Annotated in this window: 27 protein-coding genes and 1 tRNA gene; 10 read left to right on the top strand and 18 right to left on the bottom strand. The window is 46.3% G+C overall.

Going from position 1 to position 25191, the window contains the following annotated elements; translation table 11 throughout:
* Positions 1–126 (bottom strand): acetate--CoA ligase family protein (locus tag JFQ59_RS09820; protein ID WP_202320250.1); only part of this gene is annotated, 126 nt, incomplete at its 3' end.
* Positions 127–177: 51 nt separating this feature from the next.
* Here JFQ59_RS09820 and JFQ59_RS09815 point away from each other — a divergent pair.
* Entirely contained in the window at positions 178–837 is a 660-nt protein-coding gene (locus JFQ59_RS09815; RefSeq protein ID WP_202320249.1) for a TIGR00266 family protein, read from the top strand.
* Here the strand turns inward: JFQ59_RS09815 and JFQ59_RS09810 are convergent.
* The 3 genes from JFQ59_RS09810 to JFQ59_RS09800 are packed head-to-tail and all read right to left on the bottom strand — an operon-like array spanning position 824 to position 3878.
* On the bottom strand, positions 824–1666 hold the full coding sequence (locus tag JFQ59_RS09810) for a D-aminoacyl-tRNA deacylase (RefSeq protein WP_202320248.1): 843 nt from the start codon (positions 1664–1666) through the stop codon (positions 824–826). The two genes, JFQ59_RS09815 and JFQ59_RS09810, sit on opposite strands and share 14 nt — an antisense overlap.
* Entirely contained in the window at positions 1663–2214 is a 552-nt protein-coding gene (locus tag JFQ59_RS09805) for a stage II sporulation protein M (RefSeq protein ID WP_202320247.1), read from the bottom strand. Before JFQ59_RS09805 ends, JFQ59_RS09810 begins: the two co-directional genes overlap by 4 nt.
* On the bottom strand, positions 2211–3878 hold the full coding sequence (locus JFQ59_RS09800; RefSeq protein WP_202320246.1) for an ATP-dependent DNA ligase: 1668 nt from the start codon (positions 3876–3878) through the stop codon (positions 2211–2213). The genes JFQ59_RS09805 and JFQ59_RS09800 overlap by 4 nt, the downstream gene beginning before the upstream one ends.
* Before the next feature lie 73 nt (positions 3879–3951).
* Here JFQ59_RS09800 and JFQ59_RS09795 point away from each other — a divergent pair, with 73 nt between their 5' ends.
* From JFQ59_RS09795 to JFQ59_RS09785, 3 genes are all read left to right on the top strand, one after another.
* Positions 3952–5250 (top strand): signal recognition particle protein Srp54, encoded by a 1299-nt coding sequence (locus JFQ59_RS09795; protein WP_202320245.1) that lies wholly within the window; start codon positions 3952–3954, stop codon positions 5248–5250.
* Complete coding sequence (rnhB, locus tag JFQ59_RS09790; RefSeq protein ID WP_202320244.1) at positions 5250–5870, top strand: ribonuclease HII; 621 nt, start codon at positions 5250–5252, stop codon at positions 5868–5870. Before JFQ59_RS09795 ends, rnhB begins: the two co-directional genes overlap by 1 nt.
* Before the next feature lie 39 nt (positions 5871–5909).
* Positions 5910–5982 (top strand) — tRNA-Gln (locus tag JFQ59_RS09785).
* A gap of 426 nt (positions 5983–6408) precedes the next feature.
* Here JFQ59_RS09785 and JFQ59_RS09780 read toward each other — a convergent pair.
* Genes JFQ59_RS09780 through glyS form a run of 6 tightly spaced genes read right to left on the bottom strand, consistent with a single transcriptional unit; the run spans position 6409 to position 12212 of the window.
* Positions 6409–7506, bottom strand: a complete 1098-nt coding sequence (locus JFQ59_RS09780; RefSeq protein ID WP_202320243.1) for a SufB/SufD family protein — start codon at positions 7504–7506, stop codon at positions 6409–6411.
* Complete coding sequence (locus JFQ59_RS09775) at positions 7476–8240, bottom strand: ABC transporter ATP-binding protein (RefSeq protein ID WP_202320242.1); 765 nt, start codon at positions 8238–8240, stop codon at positions 7476–7478. Before JFQ59_RS09775 ends, JFQ59_RS09780 begins: the two co-directional genes overlap by 31 nt.
* A 42-nt stretch (positions 8241–8282) precedes the next feature.
* Positions 8283–8747 carry a YfcE family phosphodiesterase gene (locus tag JFQ59_RS09770; protein ID WP_202320241.1) on the bottom strand — a complete coding sequence of 155 codons (465 nt, stop codon included), beginning with the start codon at positions 8745–8747 and terminating at the stop codon, positions 8283–8285.
* 35 nt (positions 8748–8782) lie between these two features.
* Positions 8783–9622, bottom strand: coding sequence for a radical SAM protein (locus tag JFQ59_RS09765; RefSeq protein ID WP_202320240.1), 840 nt, complete (start codon positions 9620–9622; stop codon positions 8783–8785).
* On the bottom strand, positions 9619–10512 hold the full coding sequence (gene cofD, locus JFQ59_RS09760) for a 2-phospho-L-lactate transferase (protein ID WP_202320239.1): 894 nt from the start codon (positions 10510–10512) through the stop codon (positions 9619–9621). The genes JFQ59_RS09765 and cofD overlap by 4 nt, the downstream gene beginning before the upstream one ends.
* Positions 10512–12212 carry a glycine--tRNA ligase gene (gene glyS, locus JFQ59_RS09755; RefSeq protein ID WP_202320238.1) on the bottom strand — a complete coding sequence of 567 codons (1701 nt, stop codon included), beginning with the start codon at positions 12210–12212 and terminating at the stop codon, positions 10512–10514. The genes cofD and glyS overlap by 1 nt, the downstream gene beginning before the upstream one ends.
* Positions 12213–12278: 66 nt before the next feature.
* On the opposite strand from glyS, the gene JFQ59_RS09750 reads away from it, so the two are divergent.
* Positions 12279–12740 carry a hypothetical protein gene (locus JFQ59_RS09750; RefSeq protein ID WP_202320237.1) on the top strand — a complete coding sequence of 154 codons (462 nt, stop codon included), beginning with the start codon at positions 12279–12281 and terminating at the stop codon, positions 12738–12740.
* Here the strand turns inward: JFQ59_RS09750 and yciH are convergent.
* Entirely contained in the window at positions 12730–13035 is a 306-nt protein-coding gene (gene yciH / locus JFQ59_RS09745; RefSeq protein WP_202320236.1) for a stress response translation initiation inhibitor YciH, read from the bottom strand. The genes JFQ59_RS09750 and yciH overlap by 11 nt on opposite strands.
* 163 nt (positions 13036–13198) lie before the next feature.
* On the opposite strand from yciH, the gene pyrB reads away from it, so the two are divergent.
* A complete protein-coding gene (gene pyrB, locus JFQ59_RS09740; protein WP_202320235.1) occupies positions 13199–14095 on the top strand; it encodes an aspartate carbamoyltransferase in 897 nt (298 codons plus the stop codon).
* The gene (gene pyrI / locus JFQ59_RS09735) at positions 14092–14553 is read left to right on the top strand and encodes an aspartate carbamoyltransferase regulatory subunit (protein ID WP_202320234.1); all 462 of its coding nucleotides are present in this window, start codon (positions 14092–14094) and stop codon (positions 14551–14553) included. Before pyrB ends, pyrI begins: the two co-directional genes overlap by 4 nt.
* Here the strand turns inward: pyrI and JFQ59_RS09730 are convergent.
* The 5 genes from JFQ59_RS09730 to JFQ59_RS09710 form a co-directional block, all read right to left on the bottom strand.
* The gene (locus JFQ59_RS09730; protein ID WP_202320233.1) at positions 14546–15343 is read right to left on the bottom strand and encodes a 2-amino-3,7-dideoxy-D-threo-hept-6-ulosonate synthase; all 798 of its coding nucleotides are present in this window, start codon (positions 15341–15343) and stop codon (positions 14546–14548) included. The two genes, pyrI and JFQ59_RS09730, sit on opposite strands and share 8 nt — an antisense overlap.
* A gap of 64 nt (positions 15344–15407) precedes the next feature.
* Positions 15408–16379 carry an ABC transporter ATP-binding protein gene (locus tag JFQ59_RS09725; RefSeq protein WP_202320256.1) on the bottom strand — a complete coding sequence of 324 codons (972 nt, stop codon included), beginning with the start codon at positions 16377–16379 and terminating at the stop codon, positions 15408–15410.
* Positions 16379–17323, bottom strand: coding sequence for an ABC transporter ATP-binding protein (locus JFQ59_RS09720; protein WP_202320232.1), 945 nt, complete (start codon positions 17321–17323; stop codon positions 16379–16381). The genes JFQ59_RS09725 and JFQ59_RS09720 overlap by 1 nt, the downstream gene beginning before the upstream one ends.
* Positions 17323–18183: an ABC transporter permease gene (locus JFQ59_RS09715; RefSeq protein ID WP_202320231.1), complete on the bottom strand. Its 861-nt coding sequence runs from the start codon at positions 18181–18183 to the stop codon at positions 17323–17325. Before JFQ59_RS09715 ends, JFQ59_RS09720 begins: the two co-directional genes overlap by 1 nt.
* A gap of 9 nt (positions 18184–18192) precedes the next feature.
* The gene (locus tag JFQ59_RS09710) at positions 18193–19203 is read right to left on the bottom strand and encodes an ABC transporter permease (protein WP_202320230.1); all 1011 of its coding nucleotides are present in this window, start codon (positions 19201–19203) and stop codon (positions 18193–18195) included.
* A 78-nt stretch (positions 19204–19281) separates the two neighbouring features.
* On the opposite strand from JFQ59_RS09710, the gene JFQ59_RS09705 reads away from it, so the two are divergent.
* The 3 genes from JFQ59_RS09705 to JFQ59_RS09695 are packed head-to-tail and all read left to right on the top strand — an operon-like array spanning position 19282 to position 22688.
* A complete protein-coding gene (locus JFQ59_RS09705; protein WP_202320229.1) occupies positions 19282–20052 on the top strand; it encodes a nucleotide-binding protein in 771 nt (256 codons plus the stop codon).
* A 37-nt stretch (positions 20053–20089) separates the two neighbouring features.
* Positions 20090–22387 (top strand): tRNA(Met) cytidine acetyltransferase TmcA, encoded by a 2298-nt coding sequence (locus JFQ59_RS09700; RefSeq protein ID WP_202320228.1) that lies wholly within the window; start codon positions 20090–20092, stop codon positions 22385–22387.
* Entirely contained in the window at positions 22374–22688 is a 315-nt protein-coding gene (locus JFQ59_RS09695) for an ASCH domain-containing protein (protein WP_202320227.1), read from the top strand. Before JFQ59_RS09700 ends, JFQ59_RS09695 begins: the two co-directional genes overlap by 14 nt.
* On the opposite strand, the gene JFQ59_RS09690 is transcribed toward JFQ59_RS09695, so the two are convergent.
* Together JFQ59_RS09690 and JFQ59_RS09685 are read right to left on the bottom strand one after the other, a co-directional pair.
* Positions 22654–23814 carry an MFS transporter gene (locus JFQ59_RS09690; protein ID WP_230972447.1) on the bottom strand — a complete coding sequence of 387 codons (1161 nt, stop codon included), beginning with the start codon at positions 23812–23814 and terminating at the stop codon, positions 22654–22656. The two genes, JFQ59_RS09695 and JFQ59_RS09690, sit on opposite strands and share 35 nt — an antisense overlap.
* Positions 23811–25172: an aminotransferase class V-fold PLP-dependent enzyme gene (locus JFQ59_RS09685; RefSeq protein ID WP_202320225.1), complete on the bottom strand. Its 1362-nt coding sequence runs from the start codon at positions 25170–25172 to the stop codon at positions 23811–23813. The genes JFQ59_RS09690 and JFQ59_RS09685 overlap by 4 nt, the downstream gene beginning before the upstream one ends.
* Positions 25173–25191 lie beyond the last annotated feature (19 nt).

Below are 25191 nucleotides of genomic sequence, written 5' to 3'. Positions count from 1 at the left end.
CACAACGGGAAATCCGATCTTCCTCGCAGCGGCAATTGCCTCATCCTCTGATTGAGCGAAAATGCATCTTGCGGTTTTTATCCCGTATTTTTCCAGGAGTTCTTTGGATTCGTGTTCGAGTAGCATAGGTGTGAGTACAAACAGACACATTTAAAAATTTTCAATCCGGTTGGGTTTATGGAGTACAGAATTGTTGGTAGACCGAGTTACAGCTTGGTGGAGCTGAAGCTCAAAAACGGTGAGGAGGTTGTAGCGGAGACTGGTGCGATGGTTTACATGAAAAACGTGGAGTTAAAGACGGAGATGAAAGGGGGTTTGCTTGGAGGTTTGAAACGATCCCTTCTTGGTGGCGAATCTCTGTTCCTGAACAGATTTGTCTCTAAAGGAGATGGACTGATTGGTCTGGCACCTCCGTATCAGGGAGACATCGTACATCTTTCTCTGAATGGCAGAATCTTTGCCCAGAGTGGCGCTTTTCTGGCTTCTAGTCCTGATGTAAGTATTGATACCAAATGGGGAGGAGCAAAAACGTTTTTCTCTGGTGAGGGTATTTTCCTGCTGAAGCTTGAAGGGAGTGGAGACCTCTTTTTGTCTTCCTTTGGCAGTATTGAGGAGATAGAGGTTGATGGAACCCTCAGGGTTGATACGGGACACATTGTGGCTTTTGAGGATTCGCTCAGCTTCAGGGTTACGAAGGCTGGTGGTTTGAAGGCAACGCTGCTGAGTGGAGAGGGTTTGGTTGTGGATTTTAGCGGGAGCGGAAGGGTGTGGATCCAGACGAGATCCGTGGCAGATTATGTTGGATGGCTATCCTCGCTGCTCCCTACGAAGGGCTGAGAGCATAGTCCTTTTTCACTTTTTTGCTCTTCAGAACGTCAATTCCCAGAGTGTCGGCAACGGCAAATACCATGTTTTTCACGCTGGAAGTTACTGATTTCTCGTCGTAAACTATGAATTCTGCTTCGCTTATTTTGATGGCATTTGCAAGAAACTCGGCGGTCAGTTGCTCGAAGGTGTACTTTGCAAAGTTGTGGCCAAAGGTGAACACGGTATTGAGCATAATTTCTGTCTGCCTTGGTGCGTAGTGAGTTCCTCCCACTCCAACAGCCACCTTCCATCCTTTCCTTTTATCCTTCAAAGCATCAAGCAGTGACTCTGCCACTATTGACGCAGCCTCCTCGTCTTTCCATTCCTCTTCAGTTGAACCAATCTCGTAGAATGCAGAGGGAGTTGAGATCTCCGATGGCCCGTGATGTGTCACCTCGAGTGTAAATGTGAATTCTGGTTTTCTGGGGAGTTTCTCCTTTAAAGACAGGGTGTAGTTTTTCATGGTGAATGGAGATGGCTTCGCAAGGCTGTAGGGTTTTCCTCCAAAATCCGCCGTACCAATATTACCGGAAACGTGGACAGTGAAGATCTTACGACCGTCCTTGCTGCTGTGTCTCGATGCAAAGAGGAGCTCGTCAACCTTCAGATGCTTTGATAGCTTCAAGTCAACAAAATCTGCGTAAATGAGTCTCTCTTCAATTTCTGCAATGGCAAAATCTTCTGCTATGTACAGTTTATACTCTCCGGTATTCTTCTCATCGAAGCTCTCCAGACTGAGGAGTATGTTCTTAATATTCTGACTGGCCGTGTCTTTTTTGCTGCATACTATCACCTTCATAGAACTGAAACAACAAGTGGCGTTATAAAAGCTTCAACAACAGCAGCGATAAAAAGAACCGGGACAATGAATCGCAGGTAAACTTTTATTGCATACACCACGTATTTCTTAAACTCCTCCCCGTTGAAAAGCGCTCTGTAGAATCTGTATCCCAGCCAGACTCCATAGGCACAGGAGATGATGATCGCAGGAATTTCGAGAATTCCGTGAGGCAGAATTGCGGCAATTACTTTGTAAATTCCCCATTCGGGTGACTTCACGGAAACGACCACACCGACGATGTATCCGTTGAGGATGACAAACAGAACGGGAAATATCCCGAAGAAAAATCCGGCTAGCATGGCAACAAGGCTTTTTCCAGCGTTGTTTGCGAAAATTATCAGCATGAGCAGTACGGGATTTTCCATGAACCCTCTGAAACCTTCAAAGAATTTTTTCAGCCCCTCGCCGAGCTGTGGGTTGTACTGGGCCTCATGATACCCCACAATAGCTGAAATTATAAACACAATACCTAACGCAAGTGTCGTAGTGAGTATGACCCTTCTCATTGCTCCCTCTGTTCGAACTGCATTTTATAAAGGTTCTCCACCCTCTCAATCGTGTCTGCCTCATCAACGTCTTTGTCGTCTCGCAGCCTGATGAACCTGGGAAACCTGAGAGCGTAGCCACTTTCGTACTTGGGACTCTTTTGAATCTCCTGATATGCGACTTCAAAAACGTATTTGGGGATGAACTCCACCTTCTTACCTTCTTGTGATACAATAAGAGGTTTGAAGAGCTCGGTAAGTTCTTCGAGGTCTTCTTCTGTAAATCCGGTTGCGACCTTTCCAACTTTGAGCAGTTCTCCCGTTGTTGTGTCAAAACAGGCAAGTTCGAATGAGCTTAGCCAGTGACTCCTCTTGCCCTCTCCCCACTCTCCCCCAACAACCACCAGATCGAGAGTCTCCATTAAGGCTTTAAGCTTGAGCCAGTTCTTACCCCTTTTTCCCGGAATGTATGGCGATGAGGGGTTTTTAATCATCACCCCTTCGTGTCCCGCTTCGATGGCACGCCGGTAAATTTCCTTGACCTTTTCGACACTTTTTGTGACCGTTTGCACTGCAATTTTTATTCTGCCCGTTTCGCTGATGACGGACTCGAGGATTTTCCTTCTCTCAGACAGCGGCAAATCTATTTTTTCGCCATTGTGATAGAGGATATCGAAAAAGTGAACTTCCAGTGGAATTTTCTCCACCATCTTTGAAACATCGTGTTTTCTTCTGAATCTTCTCAACACGTGCTGGAAAGGCATCGGTCTACCATCCTTCACGGCTATTACCTCACCATCCAGGATTACGTTTGGCCGGATACTTTTTTTGACCTCTTCAACTATCTCTGGCAATGCCCTCGTTACGTTTTCAAGTCTTCTGGAGTAAATCGTCACCTTCTTTCCATCCCAGTGAACCTGCACCCTGCTCCCATCAAATTTCCACTCCACCGCAGCAGACCCCATCTCACCTATCGCCTGTTCGAAATTTTCCGCAACTTGTGCGAGCATCATCCTGACGGGAACATGAAGTTCGACATTCAGATTTTTCAGCCCTTTTTCGCCCTCTGTTCTGGCGACAACAGCCACTTTACCGAGATCGTTGGTTATCATATATGCTCTCTCCACCGTTTCCGGATTGACGCCAAAAGCCCTTGCTATTGCATCCCGCATTATTCCCTCGCCCACTCCGAGACGCATTTCGTTGAGAATCAGCCTTGTTAGATATCGCGCCTCAAGGGGTGTTGTGAGTCCGTAGAGCCCTGTGAGGAGCATAATTTTTCTCTTTCTGCTCCCTTCTCCGGTAAGAGATGATATCTGATCAAAAGTATCCCTAACCTTTCTGATCGTAAGCTCTTCAAATGCCAGTGTAGCCATCTTTTTCCTCTTTATCAGCTCCTCGGCTGCCAGCCCCAGATCTCCAAGTTCCCTGATCATGGCCTCAATTTGTGATTTTTTGACACTGCTCACGTTCTCGAGAGCCTCGTAGATCAGTCCGACACCAACCCCGAGCTCCCGCTCATCCCAGGGCGGATAGATCTTACCTGTGATGAACAGAACGGTATCGTAGAGATCTTTGTCATCATTTATCTCCTGAAGATATGCCGCAATCCTCGCTGTGAGTTCGAGTGTTGAGGAAATTTTCTCCAGCTTTTCGCAAAATTCTGCAAACTCTCTGAAGAGCATCAAATAATATCGGTTCAGCGATAATAAAATCTTATCGCCAACCTTTTAATACCAAATGTCATTTTCTATTACAATGGCTCTAGAATCGCTGAAAGAAGTGGCAAGGAAAATAGCCGGTTCTTCAAGCATAGATAAGAAATTTGTTGAGGAGATGGTGAAGGAGATTCAGAGAGCTCTTATTAAGGCTGATGTGAATGTCAGGCAGGTTAAGGAAATCAGTGATGCTATAAAGAAGAGGGCTTTGAGTGAAGATGTACTTCCGGCTCTCAACGCAAAAGAACAAATCCTGAAAATAGTTTACGAAGAGCTACTCAAGGGTGTTGGGGAAGGACTTGAGATACCGCTTAAAAAATCCAAAATCATGCTTGTAGGCCTTCAGGGCAGCGGTAAAACTACCACCACGGCCAAGCTTGCCAAGTATTTCAAGGACAAGGGGATGAAAACGGCAGTGGTAGCTGCCGACACCTGGAGACCTGCAGCTTACGAGCAGTTGAAACAGCTTGCCGAGAATTATGGGATCACCTTTTACGGTGAAAAGGGAGAGAAGGATGCTGTTAAAATTGTTAAAAACGCACTCAAAGTGCTTGGAGACAGTGATATGATAATAATAGATACCGCAGGCAGACATGCACTTGAGGATGAGCTGATCAAAGAGATGGTTGATATAGCCAAAGTTGTTAATCCGGATTATAAGTTCCTGGTTCTCGATGCGGCAATTGGACAGCTTGCAAGTAAACAGGCAGAAGCCTTCCACGAGGCTGTGGGGATAGATGGAATCATCATCACAAAATTTGATGGTACAGCAAAAGGTGGTGGGGCTTTGTCTGCAGCGAGGCAGATTGGCATTCCCATTGCTTTTATCGGTACCGGAGAGAAAGTGGAGGACTTTGAAAGGTTTGATCCTGCCGGGTTCGTATCAAGATTGCTCGGAATGGGGGATATCAGGGCTTTGATGGAGAAGATAGAAAAGATTGCCAGAGAGGAAGAACTCGATCCAGAGGCATTCCTTAAGGGCACGTTTACGCTGAAAGACATTTACAAGCAGATTGAGGCTATGAATAAGATGGGCCCTGTCAGGAAAATCTTTGAGATGCTGCCCTTTGGATTTGGGATGAAGGTCAGTGATGATGTGATGGAGATGACGCAGGACAAGATGAAAAGGTTCAGAATAATTATGGACTCGATGACTGAGGAAGAGCTGCTCAATCCAAAAATAATAGACTCTTCAAGGATAAGGAGAATAGCAATCGGAAGTGGCACGTCTCCCCAGGAGGTGAAGGAGCTTCTTACTTACTACAAGACCATGAAGAATCTGATGAAGAAATTGAAGAAGAACAAGCTGCCGATAAAAGGTCTGAAACTGGGTTTCTGATGAAGGCCGGAATAGATGAGGCTGGTAAGGGCTGTGTCATTGGCCCCATGGTGGTGGCTGGAGTTGCGTGTGAGTGTGAATCGCAGTTGCTGGAGATGGGGGTCAGAGATTCAAAGAAGTTGAGCCATGGCAGGAGAATAGAGCTGGCGGAGAAAATACGTGAAATTGCGAGGGTAGAGGTTTTAAAAATAGAGGCCGAAACCCTTGATAGACAAATGTCTCAGAAAACGATAAATGAAATTTTAAAAGACAGCTATGCTTCAATCATCAGAAGGCTTGAGCCAGAAATCGCTTATGTTGACAGTCCGGATGTTATTCCGGAGAGACTTTCCAGGGAACTTGAAGAGCTCTGTGGGGTTAAGGTTATTGCCGAGCATAAGGCGGATGAGAAATACCCTCTTGTTGCAGCAGCTTCGATTGTTGCGAAGGTAGCAAGAGAAGAGGAGATAGAGAAATTGAAAGAGGCTTTTGGAGATTTTGGGAGCGGTTATGCCAGCGATCCCAGAACCAGAGAGTTTTTAAAAGAGTGTATAAGGCGGGGCACAATTCCGGGTTGCGTAAGAAAGCGATGGAAAACTATTTCCAACTTAAAGCAGCAAACTCTTGGAGATTACCTTTAATCGAAATAGTTATTACTCTGAGTGCGGAGAAATTGAAGAAGCCCCGTGGTGTAGTGGTCAATCATGCGGGCCTTTGGAGCCCGCGACCGGGGTTCGAATCCCCGCGGGGCTATGGAGTTCGGACTTTGCAATCCTATTTTTTGATTTATTCTGCATTCGTTTATAGAATCTGTTGTGGTTTAGTCATGTTTAGCAACGTTTAACCAATCATGAAAAGATATCAGCGGTGCAGTCCATCGTTAACGAGAGTGATCAGCATGTCAGGTTCGATTAGGTCATCAAACTTACAACTCAGGAATCTGTAGGGCTTCATTACATGGGTTACGACAACTTTTCACCGACAATGTTCCACGGAAGCGATCCCCCCACTCTTCCTGCCAAACCTCTCCTTTACCTTGGATATCGTGGTCAGACAATCTTCGCTTACCCATCTTGGATGTTCAGCAAAACATCTTTAAACAAGTTTATACCAAAAAAATTGCTGGTGATGAATCTGGCAGAATCTGAGCCATGCGATGATGAGGGCTGTACTCTCTGACTAGAGCAGGTCTTTTTCGGCCATCTCTATCGTCCTGTCTATGGCCTCTTTAAGGGGCTCAGGCAGACCCTTTATTTCTATCTCCATAAAACCTCTGACTATTGCCGATGTGGCTTCGTCTCTGCTCAGACCGCGGGACATCAGGTAGAAAATCTCCTCTTCAGCTATTTTTCCAATTGCAGCTTCATGACTGAGCTCTACATTTGGATATCTGGCCTCCAGTTCTGGAATGGCAAGAATCGATCCGTTTTCCGAGAGCATCAGACCCTTGCACTCCAGATGTCCCTTTACCTCTGGCGCATCTCCCATAATATGCCCTCTGGCAATAACCTTCCCACCTTTGCTTATGGTTCTTGATATTATCTCTGCACTGCTGTTCTCACCTCTGAGCACAGCTCTTGCTCCGGAATCAATTGTGCTTCCTTCCAGAGCAACCAGAACGCTGTTAAAAATCACTCGAGCGTCTTTCTCCACATAGGCGGTAGGATACGTCTGAACGAGCTTTACAGGGTTCAGAAGGATATAGTTGCTTATGAATGTCCCTCCCTCCTCGATGTGGATGGCGGTTCTGGGTCTTACCTCAACACCCGGCTCCCAGCTATGTATCATCGTAAATGACAGTTTTGCGTTCTTTTTAACAAAGAACTCTGAGAGACCAATATGCATTCCTGCAACTCCTGGGTGAGATGTGCAGCCCGATATGATATTCAGCTCGGAATTCTCTTCCGCTATGACAATATTGTGCACTCTCTGTTTTTCAGCCTTTTTTAGATAGAGACATGCTTCAACGGGTATCTCCACCTTTGCATCTGGAAGCGCTCTTATGAAGTAGCCGTTTACGTCCTCACTATCAGCTTCCATTGTGAATTCGTCCTGATCCCTTCTGAGGAGCTTCCAAAAGTAGTTCTTAACCCAGTCGTACTTTTTCATTGCCTCTCTGATACTCATTACTTCCACACCCTCAAAGAAGGATGCGAAGGTTCTTGCCTCCTGGTCTTCCTGGATAAAGGTGCCCGACCTTTTGGACTTGTCCAGCTCGATTCCGACCTCTTTCAGCCTTTCCTCATCTATTCCGAGTTCCTCATATTTTTCAGACATTTTGCCAAACACCCCTCGTAACCGTTACTCCTTATCTGATGGAGAATATCCTCGGGCTCACCAATACAGGCAATCTGGCCCTTGTACAGTATTGCTGCGTAATCAGCATCTACATAATCGAGAATATGTCCCTGATGTGTGATTATGATTCCGGATTTTTCCCTTTCATCATCGTTTTTGTCTCTCTCCAGAAGCTCATTGATGGCTTCACCGATCAGGGCAACGTTTTCCAGGTCAACGCCGCTGTCCGGCTCATCGAGTAGAATCAGGTCAGGGTTCATGAGCATCAATTGCAGCAGTTCGGATCTCTTGACCTCTCCACCCGAAAATCCGACGTTTATCTCTCTGTAGAGGTGGTCAGTCATCCTCATCCTCTCTGCAAACTCTTCAATCCTGTCCTCCGTGTAGCCCCCAATTTTGGCGCAGTATCTCAGCACGTCTATGAGCTTTACCCCGCTTATTTTAGGAGGCGTCTGGAAGGCAATCCCCATCCCGAGCTTAACTCTCTCATTTGTCGGTAAATTTGTGACATCTATCTTTTTGAACATTATTCTCCCACTAACGACCCTGTATGAGGGGTTTCCTATTATGGCATTGAGCAGTGTCGATTTACCGGAGCCATTCGGCCCGAATAGAACAAAAGTTTCCCCCGGTTTGATGTAGAGATTAACGTTCCTGAGTATTCTTCTTTCATCTATCTCGACACCCAGATTTACGACTCTCAGCACACCCATACTTTCGATTTGAGCGGGGTTTAATTAAGGTTTTTGAGTTTTTTACAAATCCATCAGAGCTATCTCACCGTCTTCAACAATGGCAAACGTCTTTTTTCCCGTGAGATATCCACACACCTCGCCCGGATTCAGTACAACACTTTCGCCCTTTTCTATTGATGGCTTGTGGGTGTGACCGGTAACCACAAGCTGCCCGGTTTTTTTGAGAATGCTCAGAATTCTCCTGTCTGTTCCATGGTAAATCACCCCACCCGGAAATTCAGCTATCTCCCCGATTTCCCAGCCATTTTTCTCCGCTATCTGGGTAAGGATTTTCCTCTCTCCGTCATTGTTGCCGAAGGAGAAGTACAGCTTCAGTCCGAGAACCTCAAACTCTTTCATGGTGAAGGGCGAAATTATGTCCCCTGCATGAACTATGAAATCAAGTTTCTCCTTCTTCAGAGTATCCAGAAGCTCCCTTACGGCGGAAAGGTTGTCATGGGTATCGCTTATAGCCGCAAATCTCATGATGGTTTTGTTGGAGTGCGGGAAAAAATAGGTTTCTAAAGTTCGAATCTCCACTTCCTCTGCATTATTGGTACAGTTCCGAAGGCATCTCTTTTCACGAGCATCAGATCTCCGATGTCGTATTCAATGAGAAAATTTTTGATGTTCAGAAGCAGGCATCCCGGAATCCTCACGTCTGCAATTTTCGAAATGCCATATGCTGCAATGAGGAATTCACCAATACTTTCGGCTCTTGACAGATCAATTCTTTCAACCAGCTTTTTGTTCTCTCTGTATATAGATACGGGCTGTAGAAACAACTCATCAACCGCAATCTCCGCAATCTTACTGAGCTCCGAATCGTTCAGTCCCGGCATGAAAACAGTTCTGACAACCGTGTATGTCAGCTCACTGCACCTTTCGATGTTCTTCACAACTCTGTCAAACAGGTCTCTGCCCGTAATTTCTGCGTAACCTCTCCTGCTTCCGGCATCAAGGCTGATCATAACGATATCGGCCTCACTGCAGACTTTTTCAGGATCAATCAGTGTTCCGTTGGTCTGGATATCAATCCTCACTTCCCCGAATCTATCTCTGAGCTTCCTGATGATCTCCACAACCCTGTCATTACCCGCAACAAACGGCTCGCCGTACTGTGAGATCGTTATCGCCTTTGGATTCAGCGATCCGTAGTATCCGGGTTTGGGAGCCTTGCCCTTCATTTCCGCCACTTTTGAGTAGCAGAAAATGCAGTCCAGGTTGCAGGATGGGGTTATTTCGTAGCTGGGATGATGAACCGGATCGTCAACTTTCTCGTCTATCCCCTCGCAGTGGATGCAGTGTCTGGGATATCTCATCCTCTTCAGGAATTTCTTAATCTCAGCGACGTTTATCATATCCGATCAAAAAGCTTCACTATAAACTCAGCAAGCCTTACGGCATCTTCCTTGCTTTTCATGAACGTACTGGTGGCAGCAATGTTTTCAGATTCCAGATCCGCATCACTGATGTCAACAACGAGAATATCCAGAAAGTCCCTGTAGACGTCAAAAACACCGATGGGAGAGACCTCAAATCCTTTGGCCCTCATCAGTTTTCCGGCTGGCCCGCTGAAAGGTTTGTCTCCTACGATGGGCGATACAGCAATAACCTTCTTGTCTTTAAGCCTCTCTGCAAAGTCCTCAACCATCAAAATTGGCATGATACTCGTTATGGGATTGCTCGGGCCTATCAGCACTTCATCTTCCTTCTCCAATTTTTTCTTCACATCATCCGGTATTCTTGCCCTTTCTATACCCGCAAATACAACATCCTTGACTTCCGGTTCTCCCCTTTTTAAAACCCAGAACTCCTGAAAATGCAGTTTTCCGGAATCTGTAACAATGATGGTCGATACCTCCTCCTCGCACATCGGATAGATTTCATTCGGCACACCGTAGGCTTTCGCAACGATCCTTGTAGCTTCGCAGAGTGTTTTTCCACTCCTTAACGCCTCGCTCCTCATGATGTGTGTTGCTCTGTCCAGATCTCCGATTCTCATCCCCTCGTCATATCCCAGTTCTTTCAGCCTCTCGTGAGTGGTGAAGGTGTCCCCCCTTACACCCCACCATTTCTGCTCATCTATAACCTCTGCAAGGGCGTAAATCACGGAGTCGATGTCAGGACAGACTTTATTTCCGGAAACCCAGATATCTTCCGCCGTGTTCACAACAGTCCAGAAGTCAGCGATCTCCTTCAGCCCCTGCATCAGTTTCGGAGTTCCCGTCCCGCCGGATAGGACGAGCACTATCTGAACACCTCTCCGAATTCCGTAACGTCCTTCTCGCTGTTCAGCAACTCCTTCAGAACTGCGGGAAGGTCATCAACTTTAACCCTGACCTGTCTGGTGGTGTCTCTGTCCCTGATGGTTACCGTTCCGTCATCAAAGGTTTGGTGATCCACCGTTACGCAGAATGGGGTGCCTATTTCATCGTATCTTCTGTATCTTCTACCTATGCTTCCTGAATCATCGTAATCCGTGAATATTCCGTTTTTACGCAGCATATTAACGATTTCCTGGGCTTTTGATTCGAATGGGCTTCTTGAAAGCAGAGGTAAAACCGCAACCTCGATCGGACTCACTTTTCTTCTAAGCCTCAGAACCCTCCTTTCCTCCCCGTCTACAACGTCCTTGTCAAAAGCGTGCTCGAGAACTGCGTAGCTGATTCTATCAAGCCCAAATGATGGCTCAATTACGTGCGGGATTATTTTCTCTCCGGAAATTTCTTCTTCTACTTCCTGAATTTCGAAAAACTCACTGCCCACCCTTATCTTCTCGCCATCGATTTCAACCTCAATCTCATCCACTTCCGAATCGATCTCGGCTGCTGAGATGGCTTCTGCAACCTTTTTCGCCTTTTCTTTGAATGCGGGGCCTATCCTGTTCATAAGCGGTACCGCCTTCTTCTTCTTTACTCTAATCGGCTCAGGATAGGGAACGAAAACCGTCAGATCTTCCCCGCTGTGGATGGAGTGCTTCCTGAGATCGTAGTCAGTTCTGTCTGCAATTCCAACGACCTCCACCCATCCATAGCTGGTTTCCACCTCTGCATCCCAGCAATCGGTTGCATAATGCGCTCTTTCGTCATCCTTGTGCTGTCTGAATCTGAGCTTCTCATCCCGTATGCCTATTTCAAGCAGAAATCTCCTCGTTTTTCCGATAAAGTAAGCCAAAATCTGATTGGCAATTATCCCCCTGTCAACCGCATCCTTCAGGCTGACCTCATGCAGGTTATCGAATTTATCGACCAGCTTGACAACATCTTCAGCGAAAGTTTCAAAGTTCGGATGCTCCTTTCTTGCAGGGTGTACGAAAAACTCGAGTTCAGCCTGGTTGAACTCTCTCAATCTTATTACTCCCTGTCTCGGACTTATCTCATTTCTGTATGCTCTACCAATCTGGGCGACGCCAAACGGAAGCTTGTCTCTGAAGTAGCCAACCAGTCTTTTGAAGTCTATAAAAATTCCCTGAGCAGTTTCCGGGCGGAGGTAGCCTTTCTTGCCCTTTCCGGGTCCGATCTTTGTCGAAAACATCAGATTCATCGGTGCCGGTTCTCTGAACGCCCCTCCACACTCACATCTCAGATCGTAAACTTCCATAACTTCTTTTACGGCCTCGACGGTTTCTTCAACCTCTATTCCGAGCTTTTCCTTGACATAGTGGTCTGCTCTGTAAACCCTTCCGCACTCACTGCACTCAATTGCCACATCTGTGAAGGAGGAAGCATGACCTGATGCGATAAACACCTCTTCGATTCCGATTGTTGGCGTGTCTATCTCTGCCGCTCTTTCGTCTATTACAAAGTATTCTCTCCATATTCTTTCAATTTTTCTTCTCAGGTTGTTTCCCAGAGGAGCGTAATCTATGAATCCCGCCATTCCTCCGTAAATCTCGAATGATTGCCATAGAAACCCACGCCTTATCAGCATCTCCATGATTTCGCTCATGTCCAGCCATTACTGTATGCAACTTAAAAGGTTATCTTCTTATGTCATGAGGCCTTTATCCCAACCATGGATCCGAAGATGAAAGAAAAGACTTTAAAAAACTGGATTGAGTCGGTCCTGTCCGGATATTCAGTAAAACCAGTTTTTGAAGTGGTTGAGTACATTGAAGACGCTGGGGGTGGTATTTTAGATGGTTTCCTGATGGCGTATGAGGGGAAGAGCGTAGACGAGAAGGTGGAAGAAGCAATCGACAATCTTATGCGTTTTCTTGCCACTGACCGCAATTTAAGCCCTTCGGAGAGCATTCGACTGGTTTTCAGACTCAGGGACATGATAGCTGACGGACTCAGGTTGAGTGTGAGTGAAAAATTTGAGTTCAACAGGAGAACTGAGGATTTAATTCTCAAAGCGTTTGATGCCTATATGGCATGCAGGGAGAAGATATTTGAACTGAGGTTGAAAGAAAAGGAGAATGATATAGAAATGATGAGAAAAATTATGGAATATGCAGACAGGGCTAGGTCTTAATCCTCTCTGGATTAAATCCTTTCTTTATTAAAAGTTCCTTCACCCTGTTCACATGGTTTCCCTGAAGTTCTATTACACCGTTCTTAACTGTGCCTCCGCATGCAAGCTTCGATTTCAGGTACTTGGCAAGCTCTTCAAGATTGATCTCACCACTGTCAATACCCTCGACGAGAGTTACCTCCTTCCCGTATCGCCTCTTGCCAACCTTGATCATAATAAACTGCTGCTCCTTTGCAACCTCTTCGCAAACACAAAGGTCTTTCGGCAGTCCGCAAACCGGACAGATCTCCGACATCTTCTTGCTATACCTCCTTTTTAAGAAGTGAACCTGAGCTTAATTTTAAATTTTCGGTCACACAATTTTGTGTTTCAGTGGGTGGATTACTGCCCGAGACAGATTTCCTGATTTTTCATCGTTGATTAATAACCTATATATTCTCTCACACCTACTTCATACGATGAGACACCTCATTTCTATTAACGATCTCGACAGGGAGGATATCAGGTATATCTTAAAAAAAGCTGAGGAGTTCGAGGATGTTGCGAGAGGGGAGAAGAGACTGAAAATCCTCGAGGGTAAGATACTGGGAAATCTGTTCTTCGAACCTTCAACAAGAACAAGAATGAGCTTTGAGGTGGCGATGAAAAGGCTGGGTGGTGAGGTCATCAATATGACTGCCCAGGAGGCGAGCAGCGTAGCAAAAGGCGAAACACTGGCAGATACGATAAGAGTCGTTTCTGGATACTGCGATGCAATTGTGATAAGACATCCATTGGAAGGGGCGGCAAGGTTTGCAGCGGAGAACTCCTCGGTGCCCGTGATAAATGCAGGGGATGGAGCAGGACAGCACCCGACCCAGACACTTCTCGATCTTTACACGATCCAGAAGGAATGCGGTAGGCTGGATGGTATATCCATAGCACTCGTTGGAGATTTAAAATATTCGAGGACGATACACTCGTTGATAAAAGCCCTAACCCTTTTCGATACGAAAATTTACTTGGTAAGCCCTGAAGCTCTGGCGCTCCCCGATGAAATGCTTGAGGAGATCGACGGAAATGTACAGAGGGCACAGCTTGACGAAGTAATTGGTAATGTGGATGTTGTCTATGTTACAAGAATACAGAAGGAGAGGTTTCCCGATGAGGAGGAATACAGAAAGGTGGCGGGAAGTTACAGGATAACCCTGAATACAATAAGAAACGCCAGAGAGGAAATGATAATCATGCATCCCCTCCCCAGAGTGGATGAGGTTGACCCCGAGGTCGATTCCACCAGGCATGCGAAATATTTCCAGCAGGCGTTCTATGGGGTACCGGTCAGAATGGCAATTCTCAGCGAGGTGATGCTATGAAAGAGCTGGTTATCAGCAAGATAAAGAATGGGACCGTCATCGATCACATCAACTCTGGAAAAGCGCTGCTCGTACTGAAGATCCTGGGGATAGATATGGAGACTTCTCTTACTGTATCAATGGCGATGAACGTGCCGAGCAGCAAAATGGGGAAGAAGGATATCGTGAAGGTTGAGGGCATGTTCATCAGTGACGACGAGTTGAACAAAATAGCTCTGATCTCTCCGAATGCAACCATCAACCTGATTAAGGACTACGAAATAGAGAGAAAGTTCAAGGTTACTCCTCCTGAAGTTGTCGAGGGTGTTTTGAAGTGTCCAAATCCCATGTGTATATCAAATGCGGAAAGAGAACCAGTAAAATCAATATTTTACATCAGTATGGAGGATAAAGAAGTCACAGCCAGATGTCATTACTGCAGAAGGAAAATAAAGGATCTTGCAAAATACATCAGCTAGTGAGGTATTCGAGAGCCTCCCTTACCTCAGCGTTGTCGTGGACGATCATTGAGATAGCCCGTGTCATCTTTACTGGATCATCTGACTGGAATATGTTTCTTCCTATGGCCACCCCTCTGGCTCCCGCATCCATTGCCTGTCTGACCATTGTCAGTATCTCCTCGTTGCTGCCCATTTTCGGCCCACCGGCAACAACTATTGGGACCGGACAACCGCTGACAACTTTTTTGAAGCTTTTGACGTCTCCTGTAAAGTTCGTTTTTATGATATCTGCTCCAAGCTCAGCCCCGACTCTCGCTGCCAGACTTACGGCCTTTTCATCGAACTGATTTATTCCATCCCCTCTTGGGTACATCATTGCGAGAAGTGGCATTCCCCACTCTCCGGCGATTCTCGAAATCTCTCCCAGTTTGCTGAGCTGGAAAGCTTCCGTTTTGCTACCAACGTTGACATGTACGCTAACAGCATCAGCTCCAAGTTTTATAGCCTCCTCTACAGTACATACCAGTACCTTCTCATTGGGGTCAGGGGAGAGCGAGGTTGAAGCGCTGAGGTGTATGATCAGACCAACATCTTTTCCGTAACCCCTGTGTCCGAAACCAACAACGCCCTTATGTAACACTACTGCATTTGCCCCTCCCTCTGCAACTGCGTTGACAGTTTTTGCAAGATCTCTCAGCCCGTCAATTGGGCCCATGGAAACACCGTGGTCCATGGGGACTATTACGGTGTTCTCGCTATCCCTATTTATTATTCTCTCAATTCTAATTCTCTTGCCTATTTTGTTCATGTCACATAGTACCAAAGTAGCATTTAAATGTTTTTCGGTTTCTGAGTTTTATAAAACACAGAAATCAGATCGTCATATCGAGTGGGTAGTGACATGCAACCATGTGATCGCCACCTTCTAGCTCGGGTTCCTCCTTTTTGCAGAGTTCTCTGGCAAAGGGACATCTCGGATGGTATCTGCATCCGGATGGTATGTCTATCGGGTTAGCAATGTCACCGATAATGTCCACTTTCTTCATTTTTTTAAGAAAGCTCGGAACTGATGAGAGCAATGCTGCGGTGTAGGGGTGCCTGGGGTTGTGGATAACCTTCCTAGTTTCTCCTATTTCGACAATTCTTCCCAGATACATGACTCCGATCCTGTCCCCCACAAGTCTTGCAACGGAGAGGTCGTGAGTAATAAAGAGCATGCTAAGATCGTAGTCCTTTCTGAATGACATCAGAAGTTCAAGAATTGACGCCCTCAGGCTGACGTCTATCATCGAAACAGGCTCATCAGCCACGACAAATTCCGGCTTGAGTATCATGGCCCTTGCAATGGCCACTCTCTGCCTCTGCCCACCGCTTAGCTGGTATGGCATTCTGTGATAGAACTGCTCCCCAGGCAGCCCAACTCTGTCCAGCATGGCCATTGCAATCTCCTCAGCTTCATCTCTTTCTGCAATGTTGTGAACCAGCAGTGAATCAACAAGATGCTCTCCAATCTTCATTCTTGGATTCAGGGAAGCGTATGGATCTTGGAAGACCATCTGGATGTACCTTCTGAGCTTTCTCAGCTCGTCCTTGCTCATACTGGTAATTTCTCTGTCTTTGAAGAATATCCTGCCATCAGTTGGGCTTTCAAGCCCTACAAGTATTCTCCCGGTTGTGGTCTTTCCGCATCCGCTCTCTCCAACTAGAGAAAGCACTTCTCCGCGTCTGATTTCGAAACTGACGCCGTCAATTGCTCTTACGAAATCCCGCCTCTTTGAAAGCAGAACTTCAAGCGAGGATTTCTGGACCGGGTAGTATTTTTTCAGTCTTTCAACTCTGATCATCATTCCACCCCGTATAGCCAGCATTTCACAACCCTGCCGTCAACCTCCGTCGTGGGAGGCTCCCTGATGCACTTTTCCATGGCTGCCGGACATCTCGGCCGGAATCTACAGCCCTCAGGGGGATTAACGAGATCAGGTGGAAATCCGGGGAGCGGCTTGATTTCCTTGTCCACCCACACATCCGGAACGGACTCTATTAGGCCCTTTGTATAGGGGTGAAGTGGATCGCCCCTCAGTTTTTCTGCATTTCCCATTTCGACAAGCCATCCGGCATACATCACGGCTATTTTATCGCTTTTTTCGGCTGCCAGGGCAAAGTCATGTGTAATCAGCATCACCGCCCTGCCCTCTTTTCTCATTTCATTCAGAAGACCCATAATTTTCTCCTGAACGATGACATCAAGGGCTGTTGTTGGCTCATCTGCGATTAGCAGTTTGGGGTTGAGACTTACCGCCATCGCTATAACAACCCTCTGTCTCTGCCCGCCGCTGAGTTGATGGGGGTAGGAATCAACTCTCTCGGGAGGAAGTCCAACCTTCTCTAGTATCTCTCTTGCCATGTCCCATGCTTCCTTCTTTGTGACATCTTCGTGTTCCATTATCGTTTCGGCAATCTGCTTTCCAATCTTTTCAAGGGGATCGAGGCTCGTCATTGGGTCCTGAAAAACCATCCCTATCTCTTTTCCCCTTACCTTTCTCATCTGGTCTTCACTCAGGGCTGTGAGATCTTTTCCGTCGAACAGTATTTTTCCCCCTGCAATCTCCCCCGGAGAGTCGATGAGTCGGATTATTGAATAGGCAAGGGTCGATTTTCCACACCCGCTTTCTCCCACAACTGAAATGAACTCTCCCCTCTCCAGTAACATTGAGACTCTATCAACTGCTTTAACAACTCCCCTCCTTGTTTTGAAGGTTGTGATCAGATCCTTTATTTCCAGCAGCATTATCTTTCCCTCCTGGGTGCGTATACCTCGCTGAGCCCCTCACCAACCATTGCAAATCCAAGCGAGAGAAGCATAACCATCAGTCCCGGGAATGTGATCATCCACCAGTAACCAGCAGGTAGATACGGTCTTCCTGAAGCGAGCTCAAAGCCCCAGTCCGGTGTTGGTGCTGAAACTATGAATCCAAGAAAGCTGAGACCAGCTTCAGTTAGAATTGCATCTGCAACACTCAAGGAGAAAACAACAACCAGTGTGGGTATCAGGTTTGGAAAGATATATTTCCTCATTATTCTGGCGTCTCCCGCTCCTATTGCTTTTGCAGCCTCAACAAAAAGCTGTGATTTAATGCTCATGGTTTGGCCACGTATCATTCTGAAGTATGTGGGGACGTACACTACTGAAATTGCCACCACGGCATTGAAAACGCTCGGACCCAGCACTGCTGCAATTGCAATAGCCAGAATAAGGCCCGGAAATGCATACATACTGTCCATGAGCATTGAAAGAACTCTGTCCAGTTTTCCACCGTAATATCCCGAGGTCAGTCCGAGGGGGACGCCTATGGACATTGATACGAGCGATGCGGAGAAAACAACAGCAAGGACTATTCTTGAGCCGTAGATCATTCTGGAAAACACATCTCTGCCAAGATTATCTGTTCCCATCAGATGTTTGGCACTCGGAGGTTTCAGAACGTCTCCACTGAATTTTATCGGATCATACGGAGCGATTACTGGGGCGAATATGGCCATCAGGGTAACGGTTACAATAATCGCAAGTCCGAATATGACCATGTACCTGCCTTCGGCCTCCGGAAGGAATCCGAATATTGTTGTTGCAAGATTTCTGACCTCTGTCATTGCACCACCTCAGTATCTTATTCTTGGATCAAGTAATGCGTAAATCACGTCTACGATAAGGCTGATCAGGGCGACAAAGACAGCGTAGAAAACAATTGCACCCTGTACGGATGTGTAATCTCTGTATTCTATTCTTTCGATCAGGAAAGTACCCATTCCTGGCCAGGAAAACGTTGACTCGGTCAACACTGCCCCTGCCAGCAGTATTGCAAACTGCAGACCCATTAGGGTAACAATGGGGATAAAGGCATTCTTCATTGCGTGGCGAATCACTTTTCTTTCCTTCACACCTCTCGCCCTGTATGCTCTTATGAAATCCTGACTCAGTATATCGATGAGATTATTTCTTAGAAGTCTCGTGTACGCTCCTGACAGAACTATTCCGAGAGTCAGAGATGGTAGAGCAAGATGGGCAAGGGCGTCGATGAGTGAATTGATGTTCAGGGTAATAATTGAGTCCAGAACATATAACCCTGTAATCGTTGCAGGTGCGTTGCCGGGTGTAATCCTGCCGCCAATTGGCAGGAGCTGCAGGTAAACGCCAAACAACATCTGCAGGAGCATTCCGAACCATGGTATGAATAGTGTGTAAGCGACGATGCTGTAAATTCTCATCCCCGAGTCAACTTTGGTTCCCCTGTTGAAAGCTGCTATTGAACCTGTGAGAATTCCTATGAGAACACTCAAAATAAAGCCGAAAATTGTTAGCTCAAGAGTTGCAGGAAAATGATCCATTATTTCGTCAATCACCGGCCTTTTGCCCCATATCATCGATCTTCCCAGATTTCCGGTAAAAACACCTTTGAGATACTCAATGTACTGGATGTGTTTCGGTTTATCAAGTCCAGCTTCATGTCGCAGCTTTTCCAGCACATCCTCTGGTACTTTTTGCCCCACCATGGCCGTTATCGGGTCTCCGGGTATAATTCGGAGTATCAGGAAAACCAGGGTTAGTAGAATTAGCACTGTGGGGATTACCATTAGAAACCTCGTTATTATATACGCTTTCAGTGACGACATCTGAGGCTCTTCACTCGTTTGATTTAAAAGTTTTCTGACATGGAAAAATTTAAGTTATTTCAAAATTTATTATGTTATATGTTTGAAACAATTGTCACAGCGTCTGGTGGCAGCAAAGATGGCAAGTCAACTGTGGTGATGAATCTTGCTGTTCTGCTTGCGCAGTATTTTAAAATTTCAGTAATTGATTTTGATCCCTCGTTTGTGGTGCTGAACTGTCTCACTCAAATTGAGGATGTGCCCCTTACATTGAAAAATTTTGTAAAAGGGGATGCTGAAATTGAAGATGTAATTTATGGCGGACTTTCGAGGGTTTATGTCGTTCCAGCCGGTATGAATTTGAAGGAATTTAGAAAGGAAGGTAAGTTGAAGGAGTTTTTTGAGAGAATTTCTGAAAGAAGCGACATAATCATGTTCGATATTCCAGATGGGTTTGGAGAGGATGCTGTCATTGCGATTTCTGCCTGCACTTCCAGTATTGTTGTGCTCCGTCCGGAGGTCGGATCCCTTGAAAAATCGCTTTACGTCATGAAAGTGAGTGAAAAGATGAAAAACGATGTTATAGGGGTTGTGGTAAACGGGAAGTCTGAAAATGACGGGGTTGAAATAGAGGATATTGAAAATCTTATCGGAGTGGTGCTTGCAGAAATACCCCATGATTCTGCAGTAAAGCAGGCAGTTTCGGTAAGCAGACCAGTTGTCTTCTCTTCTCCAATGAGTTCTGCATCAATTGCGTTGAAGGGCGCATCGGAGAGAATTGCAGAGTGGTTAAGGAGTTTTGGAAAGAGGGAGCGGGACAAAAGGGATATGGCCGCTAAGAAACGATTGCTTGATATTTTCGTAACCTAGCACAATATTTTAAACCAACACGCACTTTCTTCATATAATGACTGTCCGAAGTCTTCTTGCCGAGGTTTCCAGAGCAGCAGAAATTGCTGCCGAGAACAGACACAGGTTTATGGTGATCCTGTGCTCAAAGGAACTTGATGAAAGAGTGATAAAGCTCGCAAGAAGGATATACAAAAAGCATAGGAAAAGAAGCGGTGAAGACAAACTGCTAGTAGCCGGCAGAAGTTTTTTCCTGGAGCTTGCTAGAAAGTATTTTGAGGGAGAATTCTTGCATTACAGAGACTCTCCCAAGGTTCTCGGTCAGACATATTCTTCACTTTTAATCGACTTTACCGAGGGGTTCCACCCCAATGATCTCGGCATAATTGTTGAGACCATAAAAGAAGGTGGTGTGATAATCGCCTTTTCTCCACCCATAGAATCTTGGAAAAATCTGAAGAGCAGGTGGCATGAAGACCTGATAAGCGAGCCATACACCATTGACGACATCGATGCAAGATTTTTCAATCGATTTATGCGGCGAACACTTCAGGCTGAAGGCATAATAGTCTTTGATGCGGATCGGAGAAAGATATTGAAGCACTTTGAATTTCAGGCCGTGGATGTCCCCAGAGAGGAGATCACAATACCTGATGAAATCGAGATAAAAAGGAAACTTTACAAGTTGTGTGCAACCCAGGATCAGGTCAGGGTTCTTCAGCTTTTTGAGAGGTTCTTTGAGAGAGAAAAGGAGAGAAAGGCTGTCGTGATAACAGCGGACAGAGGTAGGGGTAAAACCGCAATACTTGGTATCGCTACACCGTTCATAATCTCGAGAATGCAGAGATTGCTGAAAAGACCTGTAAGGATAATGGTTGTGGCTCCCACTCCTCAGTCGGTTCAGACGTATTTCAGATTCCTTTTGAAGGCTATGGTGAGGCAGGGAATGACAAAATACTTCGCTAAAGAGAGCAACGGTATGATTACGGTCGTTAACAGCAGGTATGCGAGGGTTGAGTACGTTGTACCAAGACGGGCCATGCTTGAAAAGGATTTTGCTGACGTCGTTATCGTGGATGAAGCTGCCGGCATTGACGTCCCGGTTCTTCTGAAAATTACGGAGGGCGTCAGGTACATGATTTTCTCCACAACCATCCACGGGTATGAGGGGACAGGAAGGGGATTCAGCATCAGATTCCTCAAGAGGCTTGAAAGCGATGAGAGCGTTGAAATAGACAGAATTCACATGGATGAGCCAGTGAGGTATGGCAGAGGAGATCCGATTGAAAAGTGGCTTTATGACGTTCTGCTCCTGGATGCACAGCCAGCGGAACTGGATGAGAATGATCTGGTGGCAATAAAAGAGGGCAAATTGGAGTTCATGGAGCTGAGCAAGGATGAACTAATGGGCAATGAAAAGCTCCTGAGGGAGTTTTTTGGAATATACGTTCTGGCACATTACCGCAACCGACCCTCGGATCTGGCAATTCTTTCAGACATGCCCAATCACATCCCCTTCGTCGTTACAGTTAACGGAAAGCCCGTCTGCTCTCTACATATTGCAGTTGAGGGAAAACTTGACGAGGAAACGATTGAGAAAATAAGGGAGGGGTATAAACCTAAAGGACAGATAATACCCGATCTCATGCTAAAGCATTACTGGTTGCTAAATTTCCCAAAAATGGTGGGGGCCAGAGTCGTGAGAATTGCTACCCATCCGGCAGTGATGGATATGGGTATCGGGAGTTTTGCTCTCACAAAAATAGTTGAATGGGCTTGTAGTAAAGGTATGGAGTGGGTGGGATCCGGATTTGGGGTTTCACATGAGCTGCTGAGATTCTGGACGAAAAATGGCTTTATACCTGTTCATATCACACCTCAGCGAAATGAGGTGAGTGGGGAGCACACAGTCATTGTTCTGAGGGCTTTGAAGTCTGATGTTGGACCCATACTCGAGGATCTCAATGCGGAGTTTACCAGAAGGCTGATAGAGTATCTGGCCGATGAACTTTCAGACCTGGAGATTGAAACGGCCCTGATACTGCTCAAATCGCTCAGGAGGGACGTGAAAATTCCAGTTCCGGAATTCGGTAAGGTGGAGAAGAGGAGGATGAGCAAGTATTTTCAGGGAATGAGTCTTTATGAGTACGTTTCCGATATTGTTAGGCCGCTGGTAAGATATTACTACTCTAGAACCGATAGAGAGGAGCTGGAGGAGGTTGAAGAGCTTGTTCTGATTGGAAAGTGTCTTCAGCTCAAGCACTGGAAGGATCTTCCGGGAGAAGGATTCAGGAAGTACAGGATCATGCTGAATGCTGTAAGGAAGGTCTGGAGATGGTACCATGGAGAGGATTAATTTTGACTCCGAGTATGTTGAGCCGATAATTTCGGGAAGAAAGATTACAACGGTTAGAAGAGGAATAAAGAGCTATCCAGTTGGAAGGATAGTTGAGCTTACTGCAGGCGGAAATACCTTTGCTCTGGCCAGGGTGAACAAGGTGGTTGTTAAGAGAGTGAGAGAGCTCAGTGATGAAGACGCGAAAAGGGATGGGTTTGAGACCAGAGATGAACTGATTTCTGCTTTAAAGCGTATTTATGGAAATATAAAGGGAGAAGAATTTGTTACTGTTGTGCACTTTGAGATTGTGAAATCCTGAGATCGTTGGGGAGTAGAAGGGTGAGTATGAACGCTATTGTGATCGGTACTGTGAGGTATGAGAAGTAGAGTTCTGCGCTGCCGATGAAGTACATGGCCCCCAGAGTCAGGGCAACAGATATGGCTCTGCTAGTAAGCCCCACGAATCCTGTAGCGCTGCCGTGGACTTCACCCTTGCAGAACTTGCCGATCCAGTCCATGATTATTGCATAGGCGGGCAGCATTAGAAATCCGCTGATTCCGAGAAATGCAAACAGCACAATGTCGTTTATGGCAAAGATCAGAATTACGAAGAAGAGGGCTATCAGTGGTGTTATGGCCCTCATGTAAATCGTTCTGAGATTTCTCTTTGCGATTCTCTGAGGTATCATCGCAACTCCGAGAAGGCCCATAACTATGGCGATTGCCACCGCATCTCCGGCAACTCTTTCCAGTCCGACACTTCTCAAAGCCGGCTGTAGCCATGTTGCAAGATTATCAAATGTCGCAACCCCAAATCCCAGGATTGCTCCAAGAATCCACAGGTCTTTTCTTTTCAAAACAGATCCAAATTGCCTGAACTCGAACTCTTCAGCCCTGCGGAATTCGACACCTCTGATCGAAATCAGGACAAGCAAAATTCCGAGAATTGACATGGCTGCAGCAGGAAGTATGAGCATGTCCAGCCCACCAAGAGTGTAGAGCTTGAGCCCGGTGGCCAGTGCAAAGACAGTTCCGAGATACATTGACAGACTCAATGCTGAGATCACTGCAGCCCTTCTTTCGCCGTATAGCTGGGAAGAGTACGGGACAAAGGCGTTCAGGAGAAATGGCTGTCCTAACGCTCCTGAAAGCTGGCATACCAGCAGCCACCAGTAGTTGAAGCTCAGCAGTCTTCCACTCGCTGCGAAGAACGTCATTAGCGATCCGAAAAGGAACCATTTTTTAAAATCCCTGTCAAGTAGCAGGCCGCTGGGTATCGTGAGTATCAGGAAAAAAACCGGGTAGGTTACAGCAAGCAGCCCTAGAAGCTCAACGGAGACATTGAGATCCTGCGACGCCAGAGTCAGTACGGGTGAGAACGTTACCCACACTGCCTGGGAGGCAAATACGATGAATATGAAACCGAGGGTCAGCAAACCCCTCATCTGAACCACTCAATCACGACGTTCTTGATCAGTTCCACTGCCACGTCCTCCGGGACCGCATCGAGCAACATCGGGATTACGCTCGAATCTATTCTGCCGTCCTCGATTCCCCTTATGATCTCACCAAACTCTCCTCTTTCAACCATTTTCTGTATTTGTATGGAGTCAACTTCAGGCTCCATTTCCATCGCTCTCTCCGCATCCATCACGAAATCATCTGCAGCGGATTCATGTACAGGACTGAGCGTTAGGTGGATGTTGTCGGGGATGCTGTATTCTTTAAGTCCCTTCTGGAGGTGAAGGTGCCAGCCAAGTTTTTTCATGTTGTTCACAAAGCCCAGAAGATCTGAATTGCTGTAAAGGGAAAGAATGCTGCTTTCTACGCTGCCAACACTTTTAAATCCGAGTCTTTTCATCCCGCTGTAAATTTTTCCCCTTGCTGAGAGGATTTTTGACGCCAGACTCCTGTAGCCCTCCACACCGAGATAGCTAATTACCGCGAAAGCTGCAGCCAGTGGCCCTTCAGGTCTTGAAGACAGAACAGCCTGATTTACGAAAACATATCCCGGAGAGGATACATCAACATACATCGACTGCTTTTTCAGTTCTGCATCTCTGAATAGCACCACGGATGAACCTTTCGGTGCGTAACCGTATTTGTGCACGTCAAGTGAGATGGATGTCACACCCTCAACTCTGAAGTCGAATTTCGGAATTTTCTCACCCAGCATTTCGAAAAATGGCAGAATGAAACCTCCGAGACAGGCATCAACGTGAAGCAGAACATCCTTATCCAGTGCGATCTCCGAAATCTCCCCAACAGGGTCAACCGTGCCGTAGGGCCAGTTGGGTGCTGAGAGTGCTATCAAAGCCGTTTTATCGGACACCATCTCATTAAACGTGTTGACATCTGCTTTGGTCTCAACAACCGGCAGCTTTACGACTTTAAGGCCGAGATAGTGTGCAGCTTTGCTGAACGCCGGATGGATGGTTACTGGTGCGAGGATTTCAGGCACCGATGCTCTCCCCTCCTTTTTCCTGTAGTGATCCCTTGCAGCCTTGACAGCGAGCATGATGCTCTCAGTCCCGCCGAATGTGAAGCTACCCGTAACCTTATCATCTCCATGCATCAGCTCCCTTGCAAATTTCACAACCTCCCTCTCGAAGAAGATAGCACTTTTGAAAACCGTAAAGTCCAGAAGGTTTTTCTCTCCAAACATCATCAGCGCTTCTCTTGCAACCTTCCGTATATTCTCATCTCCTGTCTCGTAAACGTATGCGAAAAGTCTTCCTGAAGATGGGCTGGGGTCTTCACTCTCTGCCTTTTTAAGAACTGCCAGAACTTCATCAATACTCATTTTTAAAAATGATTTGGAC

It is taken from the genome of Archaeoglobus neptunius, from assembly GCF_016757965.1.
Lineage (GTDB): Archaea > Halobacteriota > Archaeoglobi > Archaeoglobales > Archaeoglobaceae > Archaeoglobus > Archaeoglobus neptunius.
This window is presented reverse-complemented; position numbering and strand designations above follow the sequence as displayed.

Excerpts from the sequence above, each read along its gene's own strand:
- glyS (WP_202320238.1), bottom strand. The coding sequence starts at position 12,212 with ATGAGCGAAATCATGGAGATGCTGATAAGGCGTGGGTTTCTATGGCAA.
- JFQ59_RS09715 (WP_202320231.1), bottom strand. The coding sequence starts at position 18,183 with ATGACAGAGGTCAGAAATCTTGCAACAACAATATTCGGATTCCTTCCG.
- pyrI (WP_202320234.1), top strand. The coding sequence starts at position 14,092 with ATGAAAGAGCTGGTTATCAGCAAGATAAAGAATGGGACCGTCATCGAT.
- JFQ59_RS09770 (WP_202320241.1), bottom strand. The coding sequence starts at position 8,747 with ATGAGATTTGCGGCTATAAGCGATACCCATGACAACCTTTCCGCCGTA.
- JFQ59_RS09730 (WP_202320233.1), bottom strand. The coding sequence starts at position 15,343 with ATGAACAAAATAGGCAAGAGAATTAGAATTGAGAGAATAATAAATAGG.
- JFQ59_RS09710 (WP_202320230.1), bottom strand. The coding sequence starts at position 19,203 with ATGTCGTCACTGAAAGCGTATATAATAACGAGGTTTCTAATGGTAATC.
- JFQ59_RS09805 (WP_202320247.1), bottom strand. The coding sequence starts at position 2,214 with ATGAGAAGGGTCATACTCACTACGACACTTGCGTTAGGTATTGTGTTT.
- pyrB (WP_202320235.1), top strand. The coding sequence starts at position 13,199 with ATGAGACACCTCATTTCTATTAACGATCTCGACAGGGAGGATATCAGG.
- JFQ59_RS09750 (WP_202320237.1), top strand. The coding sequence starts at position 12,279 with ATGGATCCGAAGATGAAAGAAAAGACTTTAAAAAACTGGATTGAGTCG.
- JFQ59_RS09765 (WP_202320240.1), bottom strand. The coding sequence starts at position 9,622 with ATGATAAACGTCGCTGAGATTAAGAAATTCCTGAAGAGGATGAGATAT.
- JFQ59_RS09780 (WP_202320243.1), bottom strand. The coding sequence starts at position 7,506 with ATGTCTGAAAAATATGAGGAACTCGGAATAGATGAGGAAAGGCTGAAA.
- JFQ59_RS09700 (WP_202320228.1), top strand. The coding sequence starts at position 20,090 with ATGACTGTCCGAAGTCTTCTTGCCGAGGTTTCCAGAGCAGCAGAAATT.
- JFQ59_RS09720 (WP_202320232.1), bottom strand. The coding sequence starts at position 17,323 with ATGCTGCTGGAAATAAAGGATCTGATCACAACCTTCAAAACAAGGAGG.
- yciH (WP_202320236.1), bottom strand. The coding sequence starts at position 13,035 with ATGTCGGAGATCTGTCCGGTTTGCGGACTGCCGAAAGACCTTTGTGTT.
- JFQ59_RS09685 (WP_202320225.1), bottom strand. The coding sequence starts at position 25,172 with ATGAGTATTGATGAAGTTCTGGCAGTTCTTAAAAAGGCAGAGAGTGAA.
- JFQ59_RS09815 (WP_202320249.1), top strand. The coding sequence starts at position 178 with ATGGAGTACAGAATTGTTGGTAGACCGAGTTACAGCTTGGTGGAGCTG.
- JFQ59_RS09775 (WP_202320242.1), bottom strand. The coding sequence starts at position 8,240 with ATGGGTGTGCTGAGAGTCGTAAATCTGGGTGTCGAGATAGATGAAAGA.
- JFQ59_RS09810 (WP_202320248.1), bottom strand. The coding sequence starts at position 1,666 with ATGAAGGTGATAGTATGCAGCAAAAAAGACACGGCCAGTCAGAATATT.
- JFQ59_RS09795 (WP_202320245.1), top strand. The coding sequence starts at position 3,952 with ATGGCTCTAGAATCGCTGAAAGAAGTGGCAAGGAAAATAGCCGGTTCT.
- rnhB (WP_202320244.1), top strand. The coding sequence starts at position 5,250 with ATGAAGGCCGGAATAGATGAGGCTGGTAAGGGCTGTGTCATTGGCCCC.
- JFQ59_RS09725 (WP_202320256.1), bottom strand. The coding sequence starts at position 16,379 with ATGATCAGAGTTGAAAGACTGAAAAAATACTACCCGGTCCAGAAATCC.
- JFQ59_RS09800 (WP_202320246.1), bottom strand. The coding sequence starts at position 3,878 with ATGCTCTTCAGAGAGTTTGCAGAATTTTGCGAAAAGCTGGAGAAAATT.
- JFQ59_RS09695 (WP_202320227.1), top strand. The coding sequence starts at position 22,374 with ATGGAGAGGATTAATTTTGACTCCGAGTATGTTGAGCCGATAATTTCG.
- JFQ59_RS09690 (WP_230972447.1), bottom strand. The coding sequence starts at position 23,814 with ATGAGGGGTTTGCTGACCCTCGGTTTCATATTCATCGTATTTGCCTCC.
- JFQ59_RS09705 (WP_202320229.1), top strand. The coding sequence starts at position 19,282 with ATGTTTGAAACAATTGTCACAGCGTCTGGTGGCAGCAAAGATGGCAAG.